The following is a 20,582-nucleotide window of genomic DNA, read 5'->3' as shown; positions in this document are numbered from 1 at the left end:
CGATCTGCCGTAGCGCACCCGGACGCCGGGAACCACAACTCACGCAAGAATGCAGGTCTTCTCACAATCACAACTGTGAAAATACCCAAGTCCGTCAAAAATCACCTTCGAAAAGCATCAAGTACGTATTCTTCCTCAGTATCGGACAGCCCTAACCGTAAGCCCCAATGCACGACCATCGGCCTGCACATTAAAAACCCTCACCGACCTACATCTTGTGCCTGCTCGGATCATCCGTGGTTCGACTCATACACTCCGGATCCGAAAGAGCCGGATAAAGCTCGAAGAAATACCCCAGTTTGGAGGACTGTCACATTAGCGTCGCGCTACCTCCCGAAGATCTTAAAAACCGGCAGGTTGGCCCCAATTCGATAGAAGGCCGTAGGTGCCCAGAGTCGAAACCTTATTCCTCGCAAGCACTGCAGCGTCTTCCTTGGTTATGACGTTCGGAGCTACGGCTTCTCACGCAACTCCCAAACCGGGCAACTTTGGCGGAGGCGATTCTGGTGGACCTTGGTTGGTGGACTACAACTCCTCGAATGGCCTCGGATATATCAGGACAGTCACCTCATTCGGTCCAGGCTCGCCCGCTTACATTGCAGGTCCCAATTTCGATAGCAGGACCTCTGCCCTGTATGCAGTAGCGAATGCTGCCGGGCCCTAGACGGAGAGAGGAGGTGAATTTGAAATGAATAACGTCCTCTTTGCTATCGTCAACGTGATCGTGGCGATGGCGAACGGTTCCACGATCCCCTTCTCTGTAGAAGGCGCAGGGCCACTAACCGCACCCGACTTGTAGAAAAGATCGGCCGACCGCATGTGGATGACAGTTTCAGCTCTGCCTGAAACTTGCATATCAGCAGATGCGTGGATCGTGCGGTGGTCACAAACACAATCTCCCCTAACTGTCCAGGAAGGGGAGATTGTGTTTGACAGGTCCCAAATAGTCGGTGGAGGCCGCCCCGAATAGGATCAGCAACCAAATGTCACAGCGACGCCGGTTTGATCACGCGAGTATGCACCGTGAGCAGAATTCACACAGAGGTCGATTTAATGTGCATCTGCTCAAACAGCATTCTCAGCTCCAGGTGATCGAATACGTCTGCTGGCGCGAGTGCCCTTGCCACGTTGAGGCAGCTACCGATCTCGGACGCGAGCGGGAGCTGTCTCCGATGTTGACCACGATGGACCTGTACCTAGTTGGCACCGATAAATTTAGTCGTCGACCAGGTAGCCGGTGGAAACGCTTCGGTCTTCGGCCTGATTACGGGCGGCCGCACTATTTGGTGAGGATCGGTCGGTCGCCTCTTGAAATGTAATTGGCGAATCGTTCAATTCCTGCTTGTGAGAAGCTCCCTCGGCCTGCGCGTTTCAGTGCGGCTTCGACGAATGGGAGCGGTTTCCTGCGGTATGTGCGGTAGATGCTGTCGAGTACTGGTTGCAGTGCCCGGCGTGCGAGGTCTGCTGTTTCCGGGTCTGAACCCCCGAACTTCACTGTCACATTCGGCATAAATACCCCTGTTGGTCGAGTGTCCGATTCCCTGGTCGGAAGCGTACGTATCGGGATTGCGAATCAGTACAGAAACACCAAAACGGGGCGCTAAGTCCCTACTTGCGGTGGATGCGATTCCGTCTTTGGGTTGACGAAAGGGGCCCGACCGCGGCGTGCGGTCCGGCTTCTGTTCTACGACTCCGGGTTACGCCCCGAAGCCGAGGCTGCGGTTTCGCCTGCTTCACGTTGGGTGGCGAACTGCCGATGCTGACGGGTGTTTGCGTCAACGCATAGCAAACTCCCCAAGCTACAACGCCCATGCAGAATGACCCCCGCGACATAGTTGCCGTCATCGAAGAGGTGGCCGAATTCATTGAGGCGATAACTACCGGCCACCCGAAGGTGCCCCGTCCCGTGGTCGACCACCTAGATCGGCGGTTCCACGGTTCCGCAGAAGCTCAATGCCTGTGCGCAGCGCCCCGGGGATCTGGAAGTCGTAGCTGGTCTGCATCCAAGCTGTTCCATCAGCCTCTGCGATGAATATCCCGATGGGTAGCGCTCGGAGACCCAAGGCATCGGTGCCAGATTCCGCGATCTCATTGCCAACATGCCCCACGACGTTCTATGGTTCATTACATGAGTAATGAACCAGTGAACACCGGGCGTCGATCATCGTGATCGACGACGGACGACCACTGTTCCAGCAGATCGCCGAGCAGATCGAAGGCTCGATCATCGACGGCTCACTGCCGGAAGACGGGCAGGTGCCCTCAACCAACGAACTGGCGGCGTTCCACCGAATCAATCCGGCGACGGCAGCCAAGGGCCTCAATCAACTCGTAGGCGAGGGGCTCCTCTACAAGAAACGGGGAATCGGAATGTTCGTCACCGTCGGCGCCCGCGACGCACTCAGGTTCAGACGACGAGAAGCGTTCGCGCGCCAATACATCGAGCCGTTGGTCATGGAGGCCGACCGCCTTCAGATTTCCCTCGACGAACTCAAATCCATGCTGGACGACAGGAAGGCGGACCGATGAACTCAAGCACGACAACGACCAAGTCGCACGTCAGGCGTTTCGACGAAACTGAACTCGTCGCCTCGATGCGAGCAGTGAACAGAAGCTACGGGGACGTCGATGCGCTCTCGGACGTCTCGTTCGAGATCGGCCAGAACAAAATCTACGGCCTGCTCGGACGTAACGGCGCAGGCAAGACCACGATCATGCAGATACTGACCGGACAGGACCTGCACACCAGCGGCGACGTCGAGGTATTCGGCGCTGCCCCTTTCGAAAATGCCGACGTCTTGGCGAACGTGTGCTTCGTCAAGGAAAGCCAGACGTACCCCGAGGACCTCAAGGTCAAGCATGTACTCGTCGCCGCCGGCCATCTGCTCCCGAATTGGGACCACGCGTTCGCCGAGACACTGCTCGACGATTTCCAACTTCCACTGTGCCGCAAGGTGAAGAAGCTCTCGCGCGGCATGCGGTCAGCGTTGGGAGTGATCATCGGACTTGCCTCCCGTGCACCGCTCACGCTCTTCGACGAGCCGTATCTCGGCCTCGATGCCGTTGCACGCCAACTCTTCTACGATCGTCTGCTTGCCGATTACGCCGAACATCCTCGCACTGTAGTGCTTTCGACTCACCTTATCGACGAGGTAGCCAATCTGCTCGAGCACGTGATCGTCGTAGACAGCGGCCGGATTGTCGTCGACGAGGACGCAGACGCACTGCGAGGTCGCGCCGTAGTGGTATCCGGCCCCCTTGATGCGGTGGATGCTGTTGCCGCGTCCGGCAGGGTCCTGCGCCGGGAGACACTAGGCTCCCACAGCCGAATCATGTTGCAGGCCGATGTGACCGAGACCGAGCGAATCCGACTGCGGGAGGCGGGAGTCCAAGTGGAACCGGCATCTTTGCAGGAACTTGTCATCGCGACTTCGACGCAGCGCAAGGAGATCACCGCATGAGCATCGCAACGACAGCGCCCCGGACGGTCCCGAAGGCGCCCACCCGGTCCAGGATCGGTTCCGTCCTCCAACTGCACACGGTCGCGTGGCCGTTGCTGATCGCCTGGCCGGTGGGCATCCTTTTGATCTCTTTCCTCATCAGCTTCACCATCTACGCGATCGTCGGAAACGAGCAGGGTGAGGGATTCACCGGCAGTGTGTTCTCCGTTTACGGTTTCGTGCTGGCGTTCTACCTCCAGTCGATGACCCAGACGTTCCCGTTCGCGCTCGGGCTGAGCGTGACTCGCCGCGAGTTCTTCACTGCCACCACGATAATGGCGTTGGCACAGTCCGCAATCTTCGCAATCGCGCTACAACTGCTGTCAGTGGTGGAGTCCGCCACCAACGGCTGGGGTGTGCACATGCGCATGTTCGGCATCGCACGCTATTTCACCGACAGCGCAGCCGTTCAGTTGCTCGCGCTGTTCGCGACGCTGCTGCTGACCAGTTCGATCGCAATGCTGACAGGTGCGATCTACCAGCGATGGAGGACCACCGGTCTGCTCGCCTCTCTCACCGGTCTCTTCGGTGTGCTCGGCCTGTCAGCGATCGTAATCACCTGGGCCAGCTGGTGGCCGGCGATCGGTTCGTGGTTTGCCGATACTTCCCGAGTGGTGCCGATGGCACTACTTCCATTGGCCCTGGCCATCGCCTGCATAGCCGGAGCCTGGGTCACTTTACGTCGAGCAACGCCCTGACCGAGTAATCATGTGCGACGCCAGATGTCGCACCGTGTCCGAGTGCCCCTCGGATCGACACCGTCCAGGCAGTTCGGCCCCTTCCTCAGCCCAGTGAGGGGCCGAACTTCACAACAGGGATATCGCGTCCCCGGGGTCCCCTCTACTGCCGAGCCACTCGCTCGACAAAACTCGAAGCACGCAGCACCAGTTCATCTTTCCGGTCCTGGCGCGCAGCGGCGGCATCGTAGCCGGCATACGGGAGCGGGGGGTCGTTACGAACATTGGCCGAGCACTGGAAGTCTCGGCAGATCAGTGTTCCGACTGTGCTGCCACGTCGACCAGCGGGCCCGGCCAACTTGGCGCCGTAGAAGACGACCTCGTTGGGAAGGCGCGTGTCACGGCACCAGGAACACTGGGCACGCGACCGTGGAGTGGCTTGCGCTTGAACGAGCAAGACTCCGATGATCTCCCCGTCGAGTGTCGGGACGATCGCGTAGGCGCGTCGGCCCATTTTGGGATCTCGCCAGCCCAGATAGTCGAGAGCGTCGAAGTCGATGGCGTCGAAGCCATCCGGCAGGGTGAGGTCGGACTTCTCCTTACGACTTGCGTTGACGAGGCTGGAACGAACAGATGTATCGGTCAAAATGATCATGGGTGTATGCCAATCGTGGATCGGTGAAGGTGGGTACAGCTCATGGCCCGACCAGCACCTAGTGCTGTCGGGTCCGAAATGCGCTATCTGCTGCCGGCGAAGACGACGCCGACAACCTCCTCACGCCCATGGGGCATCACGATGTCCACACCCCGATGGTAGCCACAGGTCCTCGACACGGGCCACTCGATTTATCGACGCACTTCATGCGTGAAATGGCGCGAATCAGTCACGCCAGACCGCCGTGAACTCGTACCAAGGTCCGCCGAGGTGCTTTGCGGAGAAATCGTCGAACCCCGTAGGTGCGCCGCTGGGCGAGTACACCCATCCACTCGTGGTGGTGAACATGCTGTCGTTGTCGATGAAGTAGACCTCATCGGGACGTACGACATGGGCACTGCTGATCTCGAACTGGCCGATCTCGAGCTCTTCCACAGTCGATCCAGGCTGCTCCAGGAGAGCAATCGCGATGGTCTCGAACTCTCCGCTCTTGTCGAGGAAAGTTGCCGGCGGCATCAACAACACCGCAGCGACCGCGGCGATAACGGCAACCGGAGAGGGCAGGATCCACCACGACCACCGTCGGTCCTGGCCGAGAACGTAGAGCGTACGAACCGCCCACACCAGACCAACAACGATCAGGGTGAGCAGAGCCGCAGCGCTGACGAGGAGAGGATCGAACCACCTGAAGTCACCGAATGGCGAAGGCCACCACCCGTAATGCCGGCAGACCAACGCAATAAGCGGAACAACGGTGAATGCCAAAAGAATCGGCCCCGGTGGCTTGGACGACTCCGGAGGGTCAGCTACCAACCATTCACCCAGCGACTTCGGCCTTCTCATCACCCCACCATATCTGCAGGTCACGGCAAACTCAGATACACGGCGAATACCTTTGCAGTACAAGCACTCTCGTTCCACTCACAACAACCAACGCAGCGATCGGCACTCTCGCCGCAACCGACACAGATGGACAAACCTCACAATCCGCAGATTCAACGTGCCGATCATGCGACAATCGGACGGTGAACGAGACCGCGAGTGGAGTTTCGCACCCGTACCGATCGCGACTGTCGACCGTCGGCATCCTCTTCGCCGCCGGCCTGCTGTGGTCCACTCCCCTCTCCGCAGCCACGCCCACCGAAACCGGGCCGGCCAGTTGCGTACCATTCGGAACCGCCCAACTGCCACCCGGCGCACCCTCGGGAGGCGGACGAGTCGGGTTGGAAAACCTTCCGTTGTTCAACGGCACGGCCGCCCCCTCTTCCATTGAGATTCGCACGCCAACAACCCAATTCAATCGATTCTGGGACTTTGCACTGGTCGACCACGACTTACTCGCTCGTCCGCGGGCACCCGGCGAACCAACGACCGAGCCATGGCGTTTCGTGCCGATGCCCGAATGCCTACGTGGACGACTGGTCGGGATATCACTGGACGACGACGAACTCGTCGCAGTCGACGACAACGGCTGGATTTACACGACGGACAACGCCTCCCAGGACCCGCTCCTGTGGAACTGGACTTCCGCGTGGGGTGCGCCCCTGTGGAGTGGTCCAGGCCGACAACTTCCAGGAGACCGGCCGAACGGGTGGGCACTGAGCGTCTCGTCGCCTTGGGACAATCAAACTTTCATCGACATCGCAGGACGGATTCACTTCGTCGGACTCGCCAAGATGACGATGATCCCCACGCTGACCGCGGACGGCAGCCGAATAACCTACGCAGACCCGTGGCTGCCCAACGACGACAGCTACGAGATCGGCGGCCCGCTCGGCGGGCGATTCCAGGCGGACTCGCTGTCGGCGGCCGGATCAACCACTTTCGTGATGAACAAGTACGGCGACATGTACACCCGCACATTTGATTTCGATTCTTCGGGATCGGACTCGATCTTCTTCCGCTACAGCTGGGAAGATCAGTCGGACAAGCCGTCGGCACCCAACCTCGTGGCCGAAACGCTGGACCGCAGCACCGCCGCGATCCAACTTCCGGCACCGGACTGGGTGCACCAGCCCAAGATTCCCGGTGAAGTCACATCCGCGATCAGTGTGCACTCACTCGGCTCCGGCCCGAACCGGCGGGAGTTGCGTGTCGAGGGCCGCCGCGGCGCCGAATCCGGTTTCTGGCACAAGGATCTCGTCGGGGATGCTTGGGAGTTCACGCCGACTGGCGCGTCCCTCCTCGGCACACTGATCGAAAACGCGCCGACAGACCGGTCGACGGATACCCTGTCCCCCGCTGCCCCCTGGCACTTGTCCACGACCTTGCCCGCCCGCGACGGCGCCATCGACGGTCAGACTCTGATCGACATCGGGTTTCCGTACTCTGTGGTGGATCCGCGCATGCTGGACGCGATCGGCCAGTACGCACAACCGTCCGGATACCGACTGGACGTGGACCATTTCGATCCGGTCGCCACCACCCGGACCGCGACCGTGACTGCACCGGATGGCACGGTTCTTCCGGTCATCCTGCACACCGCCGACGGACTACGGATGACTCCCCGCGCATCCGGCCTCGATGCCGATCCGCGCCACCTCGTCGGGGCAATCGAGATCCCGTCGGACGCGTACGCGGATCGGGCATCGAACCCCGCTCTGAACGCGTTCGTGCAGGACTGGATGCGCGGAAACCCCATTGCCGCGATCACGCTCAGCGCCACCGACCACGACTTGGTGATCCGCTAGCCGAAACCAGCGCCGTCCACCGTGTCGCCTCGATTAGGCTCAGCAGATGGTCGACACCACACCCGACGTGCCGATATCACCCGTCGACGCTGCGAGCTTTCAGCTCGGTGTGGATGTCCAGCCGTACCTGGTCACTATTGCCGGTCTGCTCTCTCCGGGCGGCTTTGTCGACAGCGACGGTCGACCGGATCTAGCGCATCTTCACCGAACACTCGCCGCGCAGATCGCGCAGGAACCGTTGTTGCGGCAACGACCGATTGTGCGGCATGGGTCATGGTGGTGGACGGAAAGCAACATAGAGGTCGACCTCCATGTCTCACTGGAGGAACGCGGTCCCACCGAACCCGACTTCGAAGCGGTTTGTGGTCGACTTGTGATGCAACCCCTTGACACCACCCGACCGTTGTGGCACATCGCATTGATTCCTGTAGCTCGAACTGGTCAGTGCGGCATCGTCATTCGAGTGCATCATGCGGTTCTCGACGGCGCCGGTGCCAGCGACCTTTTCGAGCGCTTGTTCGCCTCGCCTGATTCGAAAAAACCCGACCCAGGGGCGCCACCAACGGCGAAAACCGGCCACTCCCCCGAGCCACACATCCCCCAGAAGGCCAGTTCCCTGGACCTCCTCCGATTTCGAATCGGGACGTTCCTACATCGGCCGATCCGATCACGGGTACTGCTCGGCACAATCGGCACCACGAGATCCATCGCTTCCGTCAGCACCCGGACCGCTCCGGTCGTGCGCGGTGCGCAAAGTGTGGGAGGCACATTGAACGATGCCTACCTCGTTGCAGCGGGCACCGGACTGCGATTCATCCTCGAAGATCGTGGCGAGTCCATTCCGAAAACGATCGCCGTATCGGTCCCCGTCGCAGTCACAGCAATCGGAGACGCACGCAACGCCGTCGGATTCATGATCATCGACCTCCCACTTCAAGAAACAGACCTGGAACGTGCCGTCGCAATCGTCGCGAAGCAAACTGCGGCCGCAAAACCGTCCGCACGTGCGGCAGGAACAACATTTCGGTCGCCGCGTGTAGCCGGCATCTTCGACAAATTCGCGAAGCGACAGCACATGATCGGTGCAGTGGTGTCCAATGTTCACGGACCACGCGGTCCGCTCACGCTCGACGGGGCAGCGCTCGTCCAACTCTGGCCGCTCGGCCCGTTGGCGGGCAATGTTCGAATCGGCTTCACAGCAGCGTCCTACAACGACAAATTCTGGATCGGAATCCAGACCGATACCGAGCATCTCCCTCCGGCAAGCAAGATCGCGCAAGCCGTAGAACGAGCTCTCGACGAAATAGCCAGCACCACAAGCTGACTGGTACTTCATCACACTCGTTCGAGTCGGATCGAACCGAGGCATCTGCGGATTCTTCAACCCAGGTGTCCTGATCCAGCAGGACTCGAGTGATCGCGTGATCACCGAACAGTCACGCCCCCAGATGCTCCCGAAAATCTAGCCGAAGTTCAGTCGAAGAATCTGGCACTCAAGGTTGCAGAGTGCCAGATCGGTTGGTTATCATGTTCTCGCACAGTGAGTTCGGTCGCCGTCGAGGTGACGGTGGCCTTTCTTAGACGATACGGGAGGTGTGTTGCTGTGCTTCGTTTCGATCCCTTCACCGACATCGACGCGATCACCAAGTCCTTGCTTGCTACCGGAACCGGCAGCAACCGAAGTCCACGTTTCATGCCGATGGACCTCTACAAGATCGATGATCACTACGTCCTTCACGCCGATCTTCCCGGCGTCGACCCAGGATCGGTGGACGTACAGGTAGACGGCTCGACCCTGACCTTGACCGCGCACCGCAGTGCTCTCTCCGAAGATGGAGTGACGTGGCTGGCCAGTGAGCGTTTCACGGGAACGTATAGAAGGCAGCTGTCCATCAGTGAGGACATCGACTCCGAGCGGATCGTCGCCTCGTACGACAACGGCGTGTTGACCGTGAGCTTGCCGATCGCAGAGAAGGCGAAACCGCGGCGGATCGAAATCGCGTCGGGGCCGCCGTCCAGCACTGCCAACTCCGAGGCAGAAACTCAGGGACAGATCGAAGCCTGACCTGAACGGCTTGGCACGAAATCGACTGTACAAGAACCTTTCATCCAGGAGGTCCACTATGCCCGCGCCAATCATGGCCCCCCACCGCAGCTCTGACTGAACCGGTCGTCTGGAACGAAGATCCGCAGCGACAAAGGTGGTGGACGCGCATACTCGCGGCCGGCTCGCCGGAGAATTCATCCAACGACGAATTTCAACCCTGACAAGACCCGACCGCGATCGCCGAGTGCGTTCACCCGCAACTGAATTGAGGTCTTCCGTCCGTCTATTCGGGCGGACGGAAGGCCGTATTCAGTCGTCAAGCCCGGGCGAAGCCTGAGGATCGTTCCACGACGCAAGCCGAAGATTCACCAACCTCAGCTAGATGAAGAATCGCCCGAAATGGGCGGAGCGGGACGAAACACTCACACAACAAGGACGAAGCGCGCCGACACCGGCCACCCGTGACACGTACGGTTACAACGTATATACACATCGTTTAGCCGGAATGTCCGGATTCATTGGGCCCACCGCAGTGTTTGATGCCAGAGAGCGACAACAGCCTGACGAATTTGGGAGCGCAGCATTTGTCATTGCCATCACAGCTTTGATTCGCGCTCGCCACTGTCATCGAGGATCAAGAACTCGATCTTCGCCCGCTCCCCGTCCGCATCGAAGTCGTTGTCGCGGTATGAGACACGCGCAATCAGCTCCGTCAGTGCCGCATGGATCGTCGTGTACAGAAATGTGCGGGGCTCGGACACCCCCATCACGTCGTCAGTGTTCATCTGAACCTGCGCCGTAGCGGTACGCCTGCCCAGAAACACACGTGGAAGCCGGATCCCGGTCGGATCGGTCACCACGGTGATGTCGCCACCAACGACAACAAACAGATCGAAGTCGTACTGCATCGCGATGCCCCTCAGCCGGTGTCTGAGCCGAGTCAACTCCTCAATGAAGTCGAGCGGCACCGACGGTCCACCGAATACTGTTCTGAACGTGACCCCGCGGGTCATCGATCTGCCCCCTTTACGAATCATCCATTTCAGGATCGAGGGCCATACCCTCTGTGTCCCCCACGCCGAGTGCTCGGGCATATCGACCGGCATACCGCTCCAGTGCGACTGCTGAATCAGCCTCACCTGCCCATTGATCCGGAATCGCGGTGCCGTCACATGTTGTTCGCGACACTCGCGCCTCGGAGAACTCGACAGCGGTCCGGGTGAAGGAACACCGCACAAAACTCGTGGCCGCCGAGAATCGTGCGCCGCCGAAAGTGCACTCCACGAAAGAGGTATCGGCGAACTGCGCACCAGGCAGGTCTGTGTCGTCGAATGCACATCGTTCGAACACAGTATTGTGCACGGAGCGGAGCCCGCGTGCTTTGGCTCCAGTGAAATCGCAATCGACGACCCTCGGTCCGAGCGCCAGACGCGAGAGCGTGGCACCCCGGAAACTGCACCGTTCGAATCGGCGATTGAAACGGGTCTGTCCGGTCAGTGCCACGAAATCGAAACGACAGTCGAATAATTCGGATTCGAAGACGGAGATCGCACCCCGAGCGAAACTCAGATCAATCCGTTCCAACGTGAGATACCGGATGTCCAATCCACCGCTACCCGCTGTCAGGCCACGCACGTCGATCAGCCCGTCATCGGTCTCCGCCCAGGGGGAGACGAGAGTGTGGGGCGGCTTGACGATCCGCGACTGATCGAGCAGCTGCGCCCGTAAATTGTCGACGCCCTCATCTGACCAACGTCGACGTAGGGAGGTGATCGCGGACCGGTTCACGGGCTCAATAGTATCGGCAAGATCCCCCGCGATTGGCCGTGGCTGCCCAAGAAGCGAACCGCCACGCATCAGCACTTCGGTAGGAATCACTTCTCGGAGCGCGCAAACAGCCGGACCGTGAAATACACGGCCCGGCTGCAGCGCTCACACGCACCAACTGGAACTCGGAGTTAACTCGGGTACTGGAACCGGTCGTATACGAATCTTTGACTCACCCCAGGATCAGTATCGAATTATCCACTCTCACAGATTGACTACGTCGCCCACAAAGATCTGGTCGGGATCGGCGATCTGTGGATTGATGTCCCACAGCTGCTGCCAGGTGAGACCTCGTTCTGCAGCGAGGCCGAACAATGTATCACCGGCCGCAACGACTACCTCTTCGCCAGACGCTGGAGCCTTCGACTCCGGAATGCTCTCTACCGGTGCAGATTCGGCTGCCTCAGAGTAGACGACGGGAACTGGCGCCGGTTCCGGTGCGGATTCGGGTGCTACTTCCGGTGCCGGCACGGGCGCGGGTGCGGGCACGATGCTCGACCCGGTATCGCACGCCCCGATCGAACTCAGGAAGGACATGGGATCGACGGCGCCACCACTGTGAATGCGGAGGTGCAGATGTGGACCGGTGGAGCTACCGGTGTTACCCGTTGCCCCGATCTGGTCGCCTACCTCGACGTGCTGCCCCACACCGACCCAGGTTTCGGAGAGGTGGCCCATCTGAATCTGCTCGCCACTGTCCGCTTCCAACTGGATGTACGTTCCGTATCCACCCGGATCATTGGGTCCGGCAACAGAAATCGTGCCCGATGTCGGCGCGTGAAGCGCGGTGCCGACGTTGACAGCGAAGTCGACTCCGTCATGTCCCGCGTGGTACCCCTGCGAAAGTGATCCGCTTACCGGCCACTCCCAACTGCAACTCGCCGACCAGCCCTGCGCACCGGCGGTACCTGCATTGACAACTGCTCCGGCCCCCACAAGGGCGCCCAGTCCTGCAGTTACGGCGATGAATCGTTTTGTGCTGGAAGGCTTGTGTTTTCTGTGCTTACTCATATTTTCCTTGACTGATGTGCTCGGAGCCGGCGCAGGCTCTACCGCCAGACAGCACTCAGTACGTGCTGAGCTACGCGGTGCATCGCACCGAGACTCCGTTGGAGTGAAATTTTCGGATTGCGCCATGGAGAGAAGTACGGTGACCACTCTCGAACGCGATCGCGCGCATAGACCCGCAGGTCTGTATCTCCTGGTGACAGCACAGGAGATACGGGTTTTACATCGAGGCAGTGCCTGAATCGATCGTTGATCGAGGACTACGAATGCCGGACCGAACTGAGGGCATTTCGTTCGAAGATCGACAGGGTGGGTGTCTACCCGGATGGTCGGAAATGGGGTGGAACATGGAGATCCTTGCGTTGCGGATGAGGAATCACCTCATACGCTGTCGCTTCACGACGCTCCACGCCACGGTTGAATTACCTGGGTACGTACCTGTTTTTGCGCTTTCGACCCGACCGGTCGATATCAGGCGCCACTTCATTCCACGGCATCTGGTGAAAAAATCAGTGCCTCACATCACTTCTGGAGACGATACCGCGCCTCGGTCACCCGGCACGTCAGCGTTACCGAGATGGGACATACAGCTGGCATTGCTGCTACACGCCGAACGGGAGACCAGTGCACGTTCCGGCATCGGAAACGCGCGCTGATCTCCCGTCAGGTCGATCTACTAGCTAGTGCATCTACGGTTTGAGCTACTTCTCTGCTGCGTGATGGGCCGCGATGTATCCGTAAACCAGCCCCTGGCCGATCGTCGCGCCGGCGCCTGGGTAGGTGTGACCGAATGCGTTGGCCGCGGTATTGCCGATCGCGTACAGGCCGTCGATGACGCTGCCGTCCTCACGAAGCACGCGTGCATGCTCGTCCGCCTGCACACCGCCGCAGGTGCCCAGGTCGCTGAGCGTCATCTTCACCGCATAGAGGGCGCTCTTGTCGAGCTGGCGCAGATTCGGGTTCGGAGACACTGTCGGGTCGCCGTAGTACCGATCGTATGCACTGCCGCCGCGACCGAACTCCGCATCGCTACCTGCAGCAGCGGCCTCGTTGAACTTCTGGAAGGACTCGGCAAACGCATCCTCGGGGAGACCGACCTTTCGGGCGAGTTCGGCCGGACTGCTCGCCTGGTGCGCGATGCCCGACTCGAAGAACGCCTGCGGAAGCGGCTGGCGGGGGAAGATACCGCCTGCGAACACGTAGCTGTTGCGGTACTCCTGGTCGAAAACAAACCACATCGACTCGGCCGGATCGCCAGCCTTTTCCCGTTCGAGCACGCGCTGGCCGAACGACATGTAGTCCGTCGCCTCGTTCACGAATCGACGACCGGTCTGGTCGACGATGAAAGAGCCGGGCAGCGCACGCTCTGCGAGCATCACCATCGGCGGGCGGCCCTTGATGCTTGCCACCGCGGGGAACCACCAGGACTGATCCATCGATCCGATACCTGCACCGAGCTCTTGTGCTGCCTCGATCGCTTCGCCGGTGTTGCCCTCTGCGCCCAGGCTCTCATGCTCACCGAGGCTCTCCGACTGGTACTTGTGGCGCCACTCCATGTTGTGGTCGAACCCGCCGGCTGCCAGGACGACACCGCGCCGAGCGGTCACCGTCACTTCACGTCCGTCTTGCACCACAACTGCACCCGTTACGCGGCCATCTTCGGTGATGAGCCGAACCAACGACGTTTCCGTCCACACCGGGATTCCGGCCTGGACCACACCGGCGAACAGTCCGGCGGCGAGCGCCTGACCGCCCGCGATGTATTCACGCTTGAGGACGTACTTGCCGTAAACGCCTTGCGCCAGGCGGCGGATGATGCGGGGAAAAGCCTTGCTCGGCTTCTTCACCATCAGGTTCATCCACTTGTAATCCGCACCCGTCACCGGCATCGGCAGTCCGGCTTCCATCAAACCTGGGCGCAGGCGACCGCGTTCCGCTCCCAGTACCGACGCGTCGAACGGCAGGCACTCGCAGGTACGTCCGGCGGCGCTACCGCCCGGCAGTTCGGGGTGGTAATCGGAGTATTCCTTGGCCCAGAAGAACTTCATGGGCGTCGTGCGGTAGAGCATGTCGACAGTGGCCGCACCGTTGTCGACGAATGCTTCTCCTCGTTGGGCAGGGGCAGTATCACCGACCACCGAACGCACGTATGTCTTTGCTCGCTCAACGGTGTCGCCCGCACCGGCTTTCGCCAAGATCGGGTTGGCAGGCATCCAGAACGCACCACCGGACCGCGCCGTCGAACCGCCGACGTACTGCGTCTTCTCCACGATCAGCGTGGACAAGCCGAGTTCGTTCGCGGTGAGGGCGGCAGCCATGCCGGTACCGGACCCGATCACCAGTAGATCGACAACGATGTCCTTGGCTTGTGTCGCGGGGGGTGCCTGATTCTTAGCCATTGAACAAATCCCTTCACGTGGTTATCGACGTAGAACGCTAAGGCAGTCGCGGCGCAGAAGGTTCCGGATGCCCAGTCAGCGGGACATTGCGAGTGGATTGGCGAAAAACAGCTCCTGCCACGGTTCGGACGTTGTGGCCGTCTCAGCAGAACTACGCCTTGCCCTCGTCGACCTTTAGGCTGCTCTCGTGACGACAGACTCCGGCTTCGGCATCACTGACGAAGCGCTCGGCACCCTTGTCCGCGGGCACTACATCTTGTCCGACAGTGAGCGATTGGACGACGACTACTACAGCCTGACCTGCAACCTCGACGGGCGAGCCGTCGGATTTATCGCCCACTCACTCGAGCCTGACACCGTACGCGGCATGCTTCCCCGCCTACGCCACGTCGTCGACCAGCACCAGGCTCTTCATCGTCTGGCCGTCGAAGCGATTGTCAACGAATTCAGCGAAGAAGCTCCGTCACGAGGCGAAGTGATCGATGCACTGCGCGATTTGGTGCTCGAGTCCGTCGAGGTCTTTCCCGACAACTGCGATCCTCGTCTCGGACTATCTGCTGACGTTCCTCGGCACCGATGAAGAATAATCATCTACATGAAATGGAACACCCCTACAGAGACCGGCTGGTTCGTGAACCTTGCCGAAGGTGGTTCGGCCGTATCGATATTCGATCCGTCGGGGAGCGTCCAAGGCGAACTGATTCCCGCACCAGACGACGAATTAGTAAGCGTTTCCGGCGGGCGGAAGAGGAAATCGTCAACAGCCGAGCAGGATCGACCAAGGCTCACATTCCGCAAAGGCCGACCTGCATCACTTCGGTTGTCCGACGGAACGATCGGGACTCTGATCGACCAGAGACCCAAGGCCATGCGCCGCAAGAACAAGCTGTGCGAAGTCGATATCGCGGGCAGAAGATACCTCTTCGTTCATTCCTCGGGCCGAAAGGCAACAGCCCGGCGTGACGGAATCGTATTGGCACACATGGAACGTGGGCGATGGTCCGGTAGAAGTATCGTCACCAGAAGAACCCTCACGGCAACCGACGCCCTTGACGAATGTGTCCTGACACTGTTTCAGAAGGTAGTGACACCTGGACGTACCGGTGCCTTCGATCAGGTACTGACCGACCTCAGCAACATATGACGTACGCCACATTCGGTGGATCTCAACCGCACTCGAGATACTAACTTTCAACTCTTAGGTCCACAGACATGCCCTGGACACAATGAGTTTCACATCTCGGATCGGAAGGCTGAAGCCAGATCATGGTCAATGTCGACGCTTTGAACACGCTCGCCCGACGATTGTCGCCGGGTGCGATGATCACAGATCCAGATCTACTCCAGTCCTATCGGCAGGACTGGAGTTTCGATCCCGCAGCCGGCACTCCGATCGCCGTCGTACGTGCTTCGACGACGGCAGATGTCCAGGAGACCTTGCGCTTCGCCAACAGTCACAATGTCCCGGTCATTCCACGGGGCGCCGGCACGAGCGTCGTCGGCGGATCCACCGCCGTCGACGGCGCTATCACCCTCAGCCTCGAGCGAATGAAATCTATTCGAGTGGACGTCTCGTCACGAACCGCGATCGTCGAATCAGGGGCAATCACCAATGACGTCAAGGCTGTTGCCGCGCGCGAAGGTTTGTACTATCCACCAGACCCGTCGTCTTATGAAATCTGTTCCATCGGCGGTAATGCCGCCACCAACGCAGGCGGACCGTGCTGCATAAAATACGGCGTCACCAGTGATTACATCCTGGGTATGACGGTTGTGCTGCCTGATGGATCCGTCGCCGAACTGGGCGGAAAACGGATCAAAGACACCCCAGGGCTTGCGTTGACCAAGCTATTCGTCGGCAGTGAAGGAACGCTCGGTGTGATAACCGAACTGACGCTGCGACTCATCCCTCAGCCTCCGACTCCCCACACATTGGTGGCCTTCTTTCCACTCATGGCCGACGCAGTTGCCGCTGCCCGAGATATCACAAGTTCTATACGCCCTTCAGAACTCGAAATCCTCGACAACGCAGCGATCAAGGTGGCGGAAGAATTCCTCAACATGGAACTGGACACCGATGCCGGAGCACTCCTGATCGGGCGATCCGACGCCGGTAACGGCGCAGAGACAGAGATGAATTTGATGAGCACTCTCTGCGAAAAGCATCGAGCCACAGCTACATACGCTACCGACGACCCTCACGAAGGCGAACTGTTCATCCGCCCCCGCTATGCCGTTTACGAAGCCTTCGAGCAGAAAGGGGTGGTCATCGGCGACGACGTCGCGGTACCCATCGACAGACTCCCCGAGCTCACCGACGGTATAGCCGACATCGCGAAGCGCTACAGCACCACTATCGTCAGCTACACCCATGCCGCCGACGAACTCACGCACCCAGTCCTCAACTACCCCATCGGAGACGTGGCCGCCGCTGAATCCGCCTCCGCGGCACGACAAGAAATCTATCAACTCGTGAGCACTCTGGGCGGATTCGCAGCAACAGAATATGGTGTAGGACAAGACAAACGAGATCGCGTGTCGAACTCGCTCGATCCCGTCGTCAGCAAACTGAACAGGACCATCAAGAACGCTGTCGACCCCAACAACATCTTGAATCCGCGCGTTCTGATCCCCTCGAGCGGTTCGACGGACGGCATCTGAGGCCGCTACAGGTATCGAATAGCGACGAGTACCTGAATTCTCCTGTGCAACCGGATATGGTGAGGCTGTCGTCTTCAATGCGGCGGTGCAAGAAGGGAAGTTACGACCAAGACGTTATGTCGGGGAATAAGCAAATCGCCTTGATATGGCTGGAGGCCTCCGTGATGAATCTCGTTCGCCGACTGAGCGTCTGCACATCCGTCGTGATCACGTCGGCTCTGACGTCGGTAGCACTCGCATCCGCTGCGGTGACCATTCCATTCCAGATCAACCCTGCGCCGTACGGCAACCCGAACGGCAGCTTCGACGCGCCGGCGGTCCGCTGTGTAGCTGTAGTCGGCGAACTACCCGGCACAGTGACGATCACCGGGGGCAAGGAAGACCGCTGGGGATGCCTGCTCTCGTCCGAAGTGCGCTGGCTGAACCTTTCGACCGGGGTCTCCGGCTCCGCTCGTCTCTCGGACGGTCTGAACGGAGTCCCGGCAGGGGCGATCGTGCAGACCGGGACCGGTCAAGTCGCTGTCGCCGTGACGTCTGTGGCCGGATCCATCATCACCCCAGGTGTCGCATCGTTCTACGTGCCGTAGCACCAGAACTCCGCATCGCGGACGCGGTGGGGCCTAAGGTCCTGTTTACCGACCCGTCATCCCGGTTAGCCTGAAAAGACGCTACCGAGAGGACTCTCATGACCTCGTCAGTGCACGAAACGATCGCAGTGGATCTGGATTTGATCGACCTGTACAAAGACCTCCACGGCAACCCGGAACTTGGATTTCACGAGCATCGAACATCCAGTCTGGTGGAAGGACATTTGACAGCACTGGGATTCGACACGACTACCGGCGTCGGGACAACCGGAGTCGTCGGAGTCCTGAAGAACGGAGCGGGCCCCACAGCGCTGCTGCGTGCGGACATGGACGCCCTCCCGGTTCGGGAAGAAACCGGATTGGACTACGCCAGCACCGTGACAACGACCGACGACCAGGGGAAGACCGTCTCGGTCAGCCACGCGTGCGGCCATGACCTGCATACGACCTGCTTACTCGGTGCAGCCCGGATCCTCTCGCAGGACACGACGACCTGGTCCGGCACTCTTGTCCTCGTCTTCCAACCGGCGGAGGAACTTGGCGCGGGTGCGCAAGCCATGGTCGACGACGGACTGTTCGAGCGATTCCCGAAGCCCGACATCGTTCTCGGCCAACACGTATCGCCGCTACCGGCAGGCACGATCGCCGGGCACGCCGGCCCCTCGTATGCGGGATCGGACTCACTTCGTGTGAGACTGGTCGGAAAGGGCGCCCACGGATCTATGCCGGAGAACTCGGTCGATCCCGTGGTCATGGCGGCCGAAACCGTGTTGCGTTTGCAAACTGTCATCTCACGCGAGGTCCCGAGTACTGCAACAGCTGTCCTCACCGTCGGCTCCATCCATGCTGGAGATGCCGCCAACGTCATTCCCGGCGAAGCAGAACTGCAACTCAACATCCGCAGCTACGACGCAGTTGTGCGTCAGCGCATCCTGGACAGCGTCGACCGCATCGTCCAGGGCGAAGCGGCCACCGCCGGCGCTCCCACCCCACCGACCATCACCGAGACGGAGCACTTTCCGATCGTCGTCAATGACCCGGCGGCGCTGGACAAGACACTCGATGCCTTCGCCGAATGGTTGGGGACGAACAAGATTCTCGATCCCGGTGCGGGAGCAGGTAGTGAAGACGTCGGCATTCTCGCGACCAGTGCCGGTGCGCCACTGTCGTACTGGTTGTTGGGCGGTACCGACCCTTCACTGTTCACGACAGGTGACATGACCGATCCGGCTTTGCGAACCGTGCCGTCGAACCACTCCCCGCACTACGCTCCCGTGATCGAGCCGACCCTGACCATCGGTGTGAACGCCTTGGTCGTCGCGGCCAGGACGTGGCTCCCAACTCCCTAGGGTGTTGCGGGTCCGCAATCGATCGACCGTCCACACGATCAAGGCTGCAAACGCGTAGGCGCCGCCGAGAATACTTGCAGCGCCCCACCCTGCCGCGTCGAAAACCATAGTGGTGGAAACCGCCCCAGCCGCGCTGCCCAACGAATAGAACACCATGTAACTACCGATGGTCCGCCCGGCCGATTCCGGTTCATCCGCGACGATCAGGTTCTGGCTCGAGACATGAACAGCCTGCACGGCGAAGTCCAAAGCAACAACACCGACTACGAGTAACACCAGCGAGTGCGTCGCCTGCGCGTTGAAAACCCACGACAGCAAGAGAACGACCAACGACGCCCCGGTGACGCGTTGGGCTTTGCCTTGATCGGCCCAACGTCCGGCACCGATCGCGCCCAATGCTCCGACCAATCCGGCGATTCCGAAGAGCCCGATCTGTGTGGTCGACAATCGCCATGGCTCCTCGCTCAGTGGTAATGCCATACCGCTCCAGAGCGCACCGAAGGACGCGAACAGGAACAGGGTGATCAGAGCCCTCGTGCGAAATAGTCGGTTCGTAAGAGTCAATGTCACGACCGATCCCATTGCACCCACGTACGAACCCCGATCCGATTGCGAACGAGGGTCTTTCGGCAGCATCGTCAACGCGAGCGCCGCGATCAGGACCGAAATCAAGGTGGATCCCGCGTAGACAGCCCGCCAGCCTGCCAGATCCGCAACTGCGCCGGCGACAGTCCGAGCGAGGATGATGCCGACGACAACGCCGCTGGTGATCACACCGATGTTTGCGCCCCGCTCATCTGGGTCGCTGATTGCCGCAGCGTAGGCGACTACGACTTGAACGACGACCGAGAACGTGCCTGCGACAGCCATCCCGATCAGCAGTTGCAGATTCGTGGCTGCAAGAGCAACAAGCATCGTTCCTGTTGCAGCAGAGACGATCTGGATTGCGATCAATTTTTTGCGATTCACGAGATCGCTCAGTGGCACCAACACGATCAACCCCACCACGTAACCCATTTGGGCGAGTGCGACTACGAAGCCGAGGCCGGCCGGAGGGATGGAAAGATCTGAACCGATTTGCCCGAGGAGCGGCTGTGCGTAGTAGATATTGGCTACCGAGACACCGCAGAGCACCGCGAGCAACAGGCGAAGTCCACGAGGCATTTTGAACTTGTCCCGTGC

At 60.1% G+C, this 20,582-nt stretch carries 17 protein-coding genes and 1 pseudogene; 11 read left to right on the top strand and 7 right to left on the bottom strand.

Going from position 1 to position 20,582, the window contains the following annotated elements:
- Nucleotides 1–2,166 precede the first annotated feature (2,166 nt).
- Genes GJB56_RS28525 through GJB56_RS28515 form a run of 3 tightly spaced genes read left to right on the top strand, consistent with a single transcriptional unit; the run spans nt 2,167 to nt 4,198 of the window.
- Nucleotides 2,167–2,529 (top strand): GntR family transcriptional regulator, encoded by a 363-nt coding sequence (locus GJB56_RS28525; protein ID WP_019747490.1) that lies wholly within the window; start codon nt 2,167–2,169, stop codon nt 2,527–2,529.
- Entirely contained in the window at nt 2,526–3,461 is a 936-nt protein-coding gene (locus tag GJB56_RS28520) for an ABC transporter ATP-binding protein (RefSeq protein WP_020968709.1), read from the top strand. The genes GJB56_RS28525 and GJB56_RS28520 overlap by 4 nt, the downstream gene beginning before the upstream one ends.
- Nucleotides 3,458–4,198 carry a hypothetical protein gene (locus GJB56_RS28515; protein ID WP_020968708.1) on the top strand — a complete coding sequence of 247 codons (741 nt, stop codon included), beginning with the start codon at nt 3,458–3,460 and terminating at the stop codon, nt 4,196–4,198. The genes GJB56_RS28520 and GJB56_RS28515 overlap by 4 nt, the downstream gene beginning before the upstream one ends.
- A 142-nt stretch (nt 4,199–4,340) precedes the next feature.
- Here GJB56_RS28515 and GJB56_RS28510 read toward each other — a convergent pair whose 3' ends face one another.
- Both GJB56_RS28510 and GJB56_RS28505 read right to left on the bottom strand, forming a co-directional pair.
- The gene (locus tag GJB56_RS28510; protein WP_020968707.1) at nt 4,341–4,832 is read right to left on the bottom strand and encodes an FBP domain-containing protein; all 492 of its coding nucleotides are present in this window, start codon (nt 4,830–4,832) and stop codon (nt 4,341–4,343) included.
- A 225-nt stretch (nt 4,833–5,057) separates the two neighbouring features.
- A complete protein-coding gene (locus tag GJB56_RS28505) occupies nt 5,058–5,675 on the bottom strand; it encodes a hypothetical protein (protein WP_029537817.1) in 618 nt (205 codons plus the stop codon).
- Between the two features lie 182 nt (nt 5,676–5,857).
- Between GJB56_RS28505 and GJB56_RS28500 the strand changes: the two genes are divergently transcribed.
- The 3 genes from GJB56_RS28500 (at nt 5,858) to GJB56_RS28490 (ending at nt 9,587) form a co-directional block, all read left to right on the top strand.
- A complete protein-coding gene (locus GJB56_RS28500) occupies nt 5,858–7,522 on the top strand; it encodes a hypothetical protein (RefSeq protein WP_230091097.1) in 1,665 nt (554 codons plus the stop codon).
- A gap of 46 nt (nt 7,523–7,568) precedes the next feature.
- Nucleotides 7,569–8,846: a wax ester/triacylglycerol synthase domain-containing protein gene (locus tag GJB56_RS28495; RefSeq protein ID WP_113682258.1), complete on the top strand. Its 1,278-nt coding sequence runs from the start codon at nt 7,569–7,571 to the stop codon at nt 8,844–8,846.
- A 279-nt stretch (nt 8,847–9,125) separates the two neighbouring features.
- Nucleotides 9,126–9,587, top strand: a complete 462-nt coding sequence (locus GJB56_RS28490) for an Hsp20/alpha crystallin family protein (protein ID WP_029537818.1) — start codon at nt 9,126–9,128, stop codon at nt 9,585–9,587.
- A gap of 578 nt (nt 9,588–10,165) precedes the next feature.
- Here GJB56_RS28490 and GJB56_RS28485 read toward each other — a convergent pair.
- The 4 genes from GJB56_RS28485 to GJB56_RS28470 form a co-directional block, all read right to left on the bottom strand.
- Nucleotides 10,166–10,582: a hypothetical protein gene (locus GJB56_RS28485; RefSeq protein WP_019747503.1), complete on the bottom strand. Its 417-nt coding sequence runs from the start codon at nt 10,580–10,582 to the stop codon at nt 10,166–10,168.
- A gap of 13 nt (nt 10,583–10,595) precedes the next feature.
- Nucleotides 10,596–11,357, bottom strand: a complete 762-nt coding sequence (locus GJB56_RS28480) for a pentapeptide repeat-containing protein (RefSeq protein ID WP_113682257.1) — start codon at nt 11,355–11,357, stop codon at nt 10,596–10,598.
- Between the two features lie 243 nt (nt 11,358–11,600).
- Entirely contained in the window at nt 11,601–12,407 is an 807-nt protein-coding gene (locus GJB56_RS28475) for a peptidoglycan DD-metalloendopeptidase family protein (RefSeq protein ID WP_020906522.1), read from the bottom strand.
- A 698-nt stretch (nt 12,408–13,105) separates the two neighbouring features.
- Nucleotides 13,106–14,803: a 3-ketosteroid-delta-1-dehydrogenase gene (locus GJB56_RS28470; RefSeq protein ID WP_020906521.1), complete on the bottom strand. Its 1,698-nt coding sequence runs from the start codon at nt 14,801–14,803 to the stop codon at nt 13,106–13,108.
- 187 nt (nt 14,804–14,990) lie between these two features.
- Here GJB56_RS28470 and GJB56_RS28465 point away from each other — a divergent pair, with 187 nt between their 5' ends.
- The 5 genes from GJB56_RS28465 (at nt 14,991) to GJB56_RS28445 (ending at nt 19,400) form a co-directional block, all read left to right on the top strand.
- Entirely contained in the window at nt 14,991–15,383 is a 393-nt protein-coding gene (locus GJB56_RS28465; protein WP_113682256.1) for a hypothetical protein, read from the top strand.
- Nucleotides 15,384–15,398: 15 nt separating this feature from the next.
- Nucleotides 15,399–15,947, top strand: a complete 549-nt coding sequence (locus tag GJB56_RS28460) for a hypothetical protein (protein WP_020968698.1) — start codon at nt 15,399–15,401, stop codon at nt 15,945–15,947.
- Nucleotides 15,948–16,069: 122 nt separating this feature from the next.
- The gene (locus GJB56_RS28455; RefSeq protein WP_113682255.1) at nt 16,070–17,464 is read left to right on the top strand and encodes an FAD-binding oxidoreductase; all 1,395 of its coding nucleotides are present in this window, start codon (nt 16,070–16,072) and stop codon (nt 17,462–17,464) included.
- A 164-nt stretch (nt 17,465–17,628) separates the two neighbouring features.
- On the top strand, nt 17,629–18,051 hold the full coding sequence (locus tag GJB56_RS28450) for a hypothetical protein (protein WP_029537826.1): 423 nt from the start codon (nt 17,629–17,631) through the stop codon (nt 18,049–18,051).
- Between the two features lie 98 nt (nt 18,052–18,149).
- Nucleotides 18,150–19,400: an amidohydrolase gene (locus GJB56_RS28445; RefSeq protein WP_019747511.1), complete on the top strand. Its 1,251-nt coding sequence runs from the start codon at nt 18,150–18,152 to the stop codon at nt 19,398–19,400.
- A 57-nt stretch (nt 19,401–19,457) separates the two neighbouring features.
- Here GJB56_RS28445 and GJB56_RS28440 read toward each other — a convergent pair.
- Nucleotides 19,458–20,564 (bottom strand): annotated as a pseudogene (locus tag GJB56_RS28440) (MFS transporter); the annotation flags it as partial.
- Nucleotides 20,565–20,582 lie beyond the last annotated feature (18 nt).

The organism is Rhodococcus sp. AQ5-07 (assembly GCF_009707305.1).
Taxonomy (GTDB): domain Bacteria; phylum Actinomycetota; class Actinomycetes; order Mycobacteriales; family Mycobacteriaceae; genus Rhodococcus_F; species Rhodococcus_F erythropolis.
The sequence above is the reverse complement of the archived record's forward strand: the minus strand, read 5'-3'. Positions and strand labels throughout refer to the sequence as shown.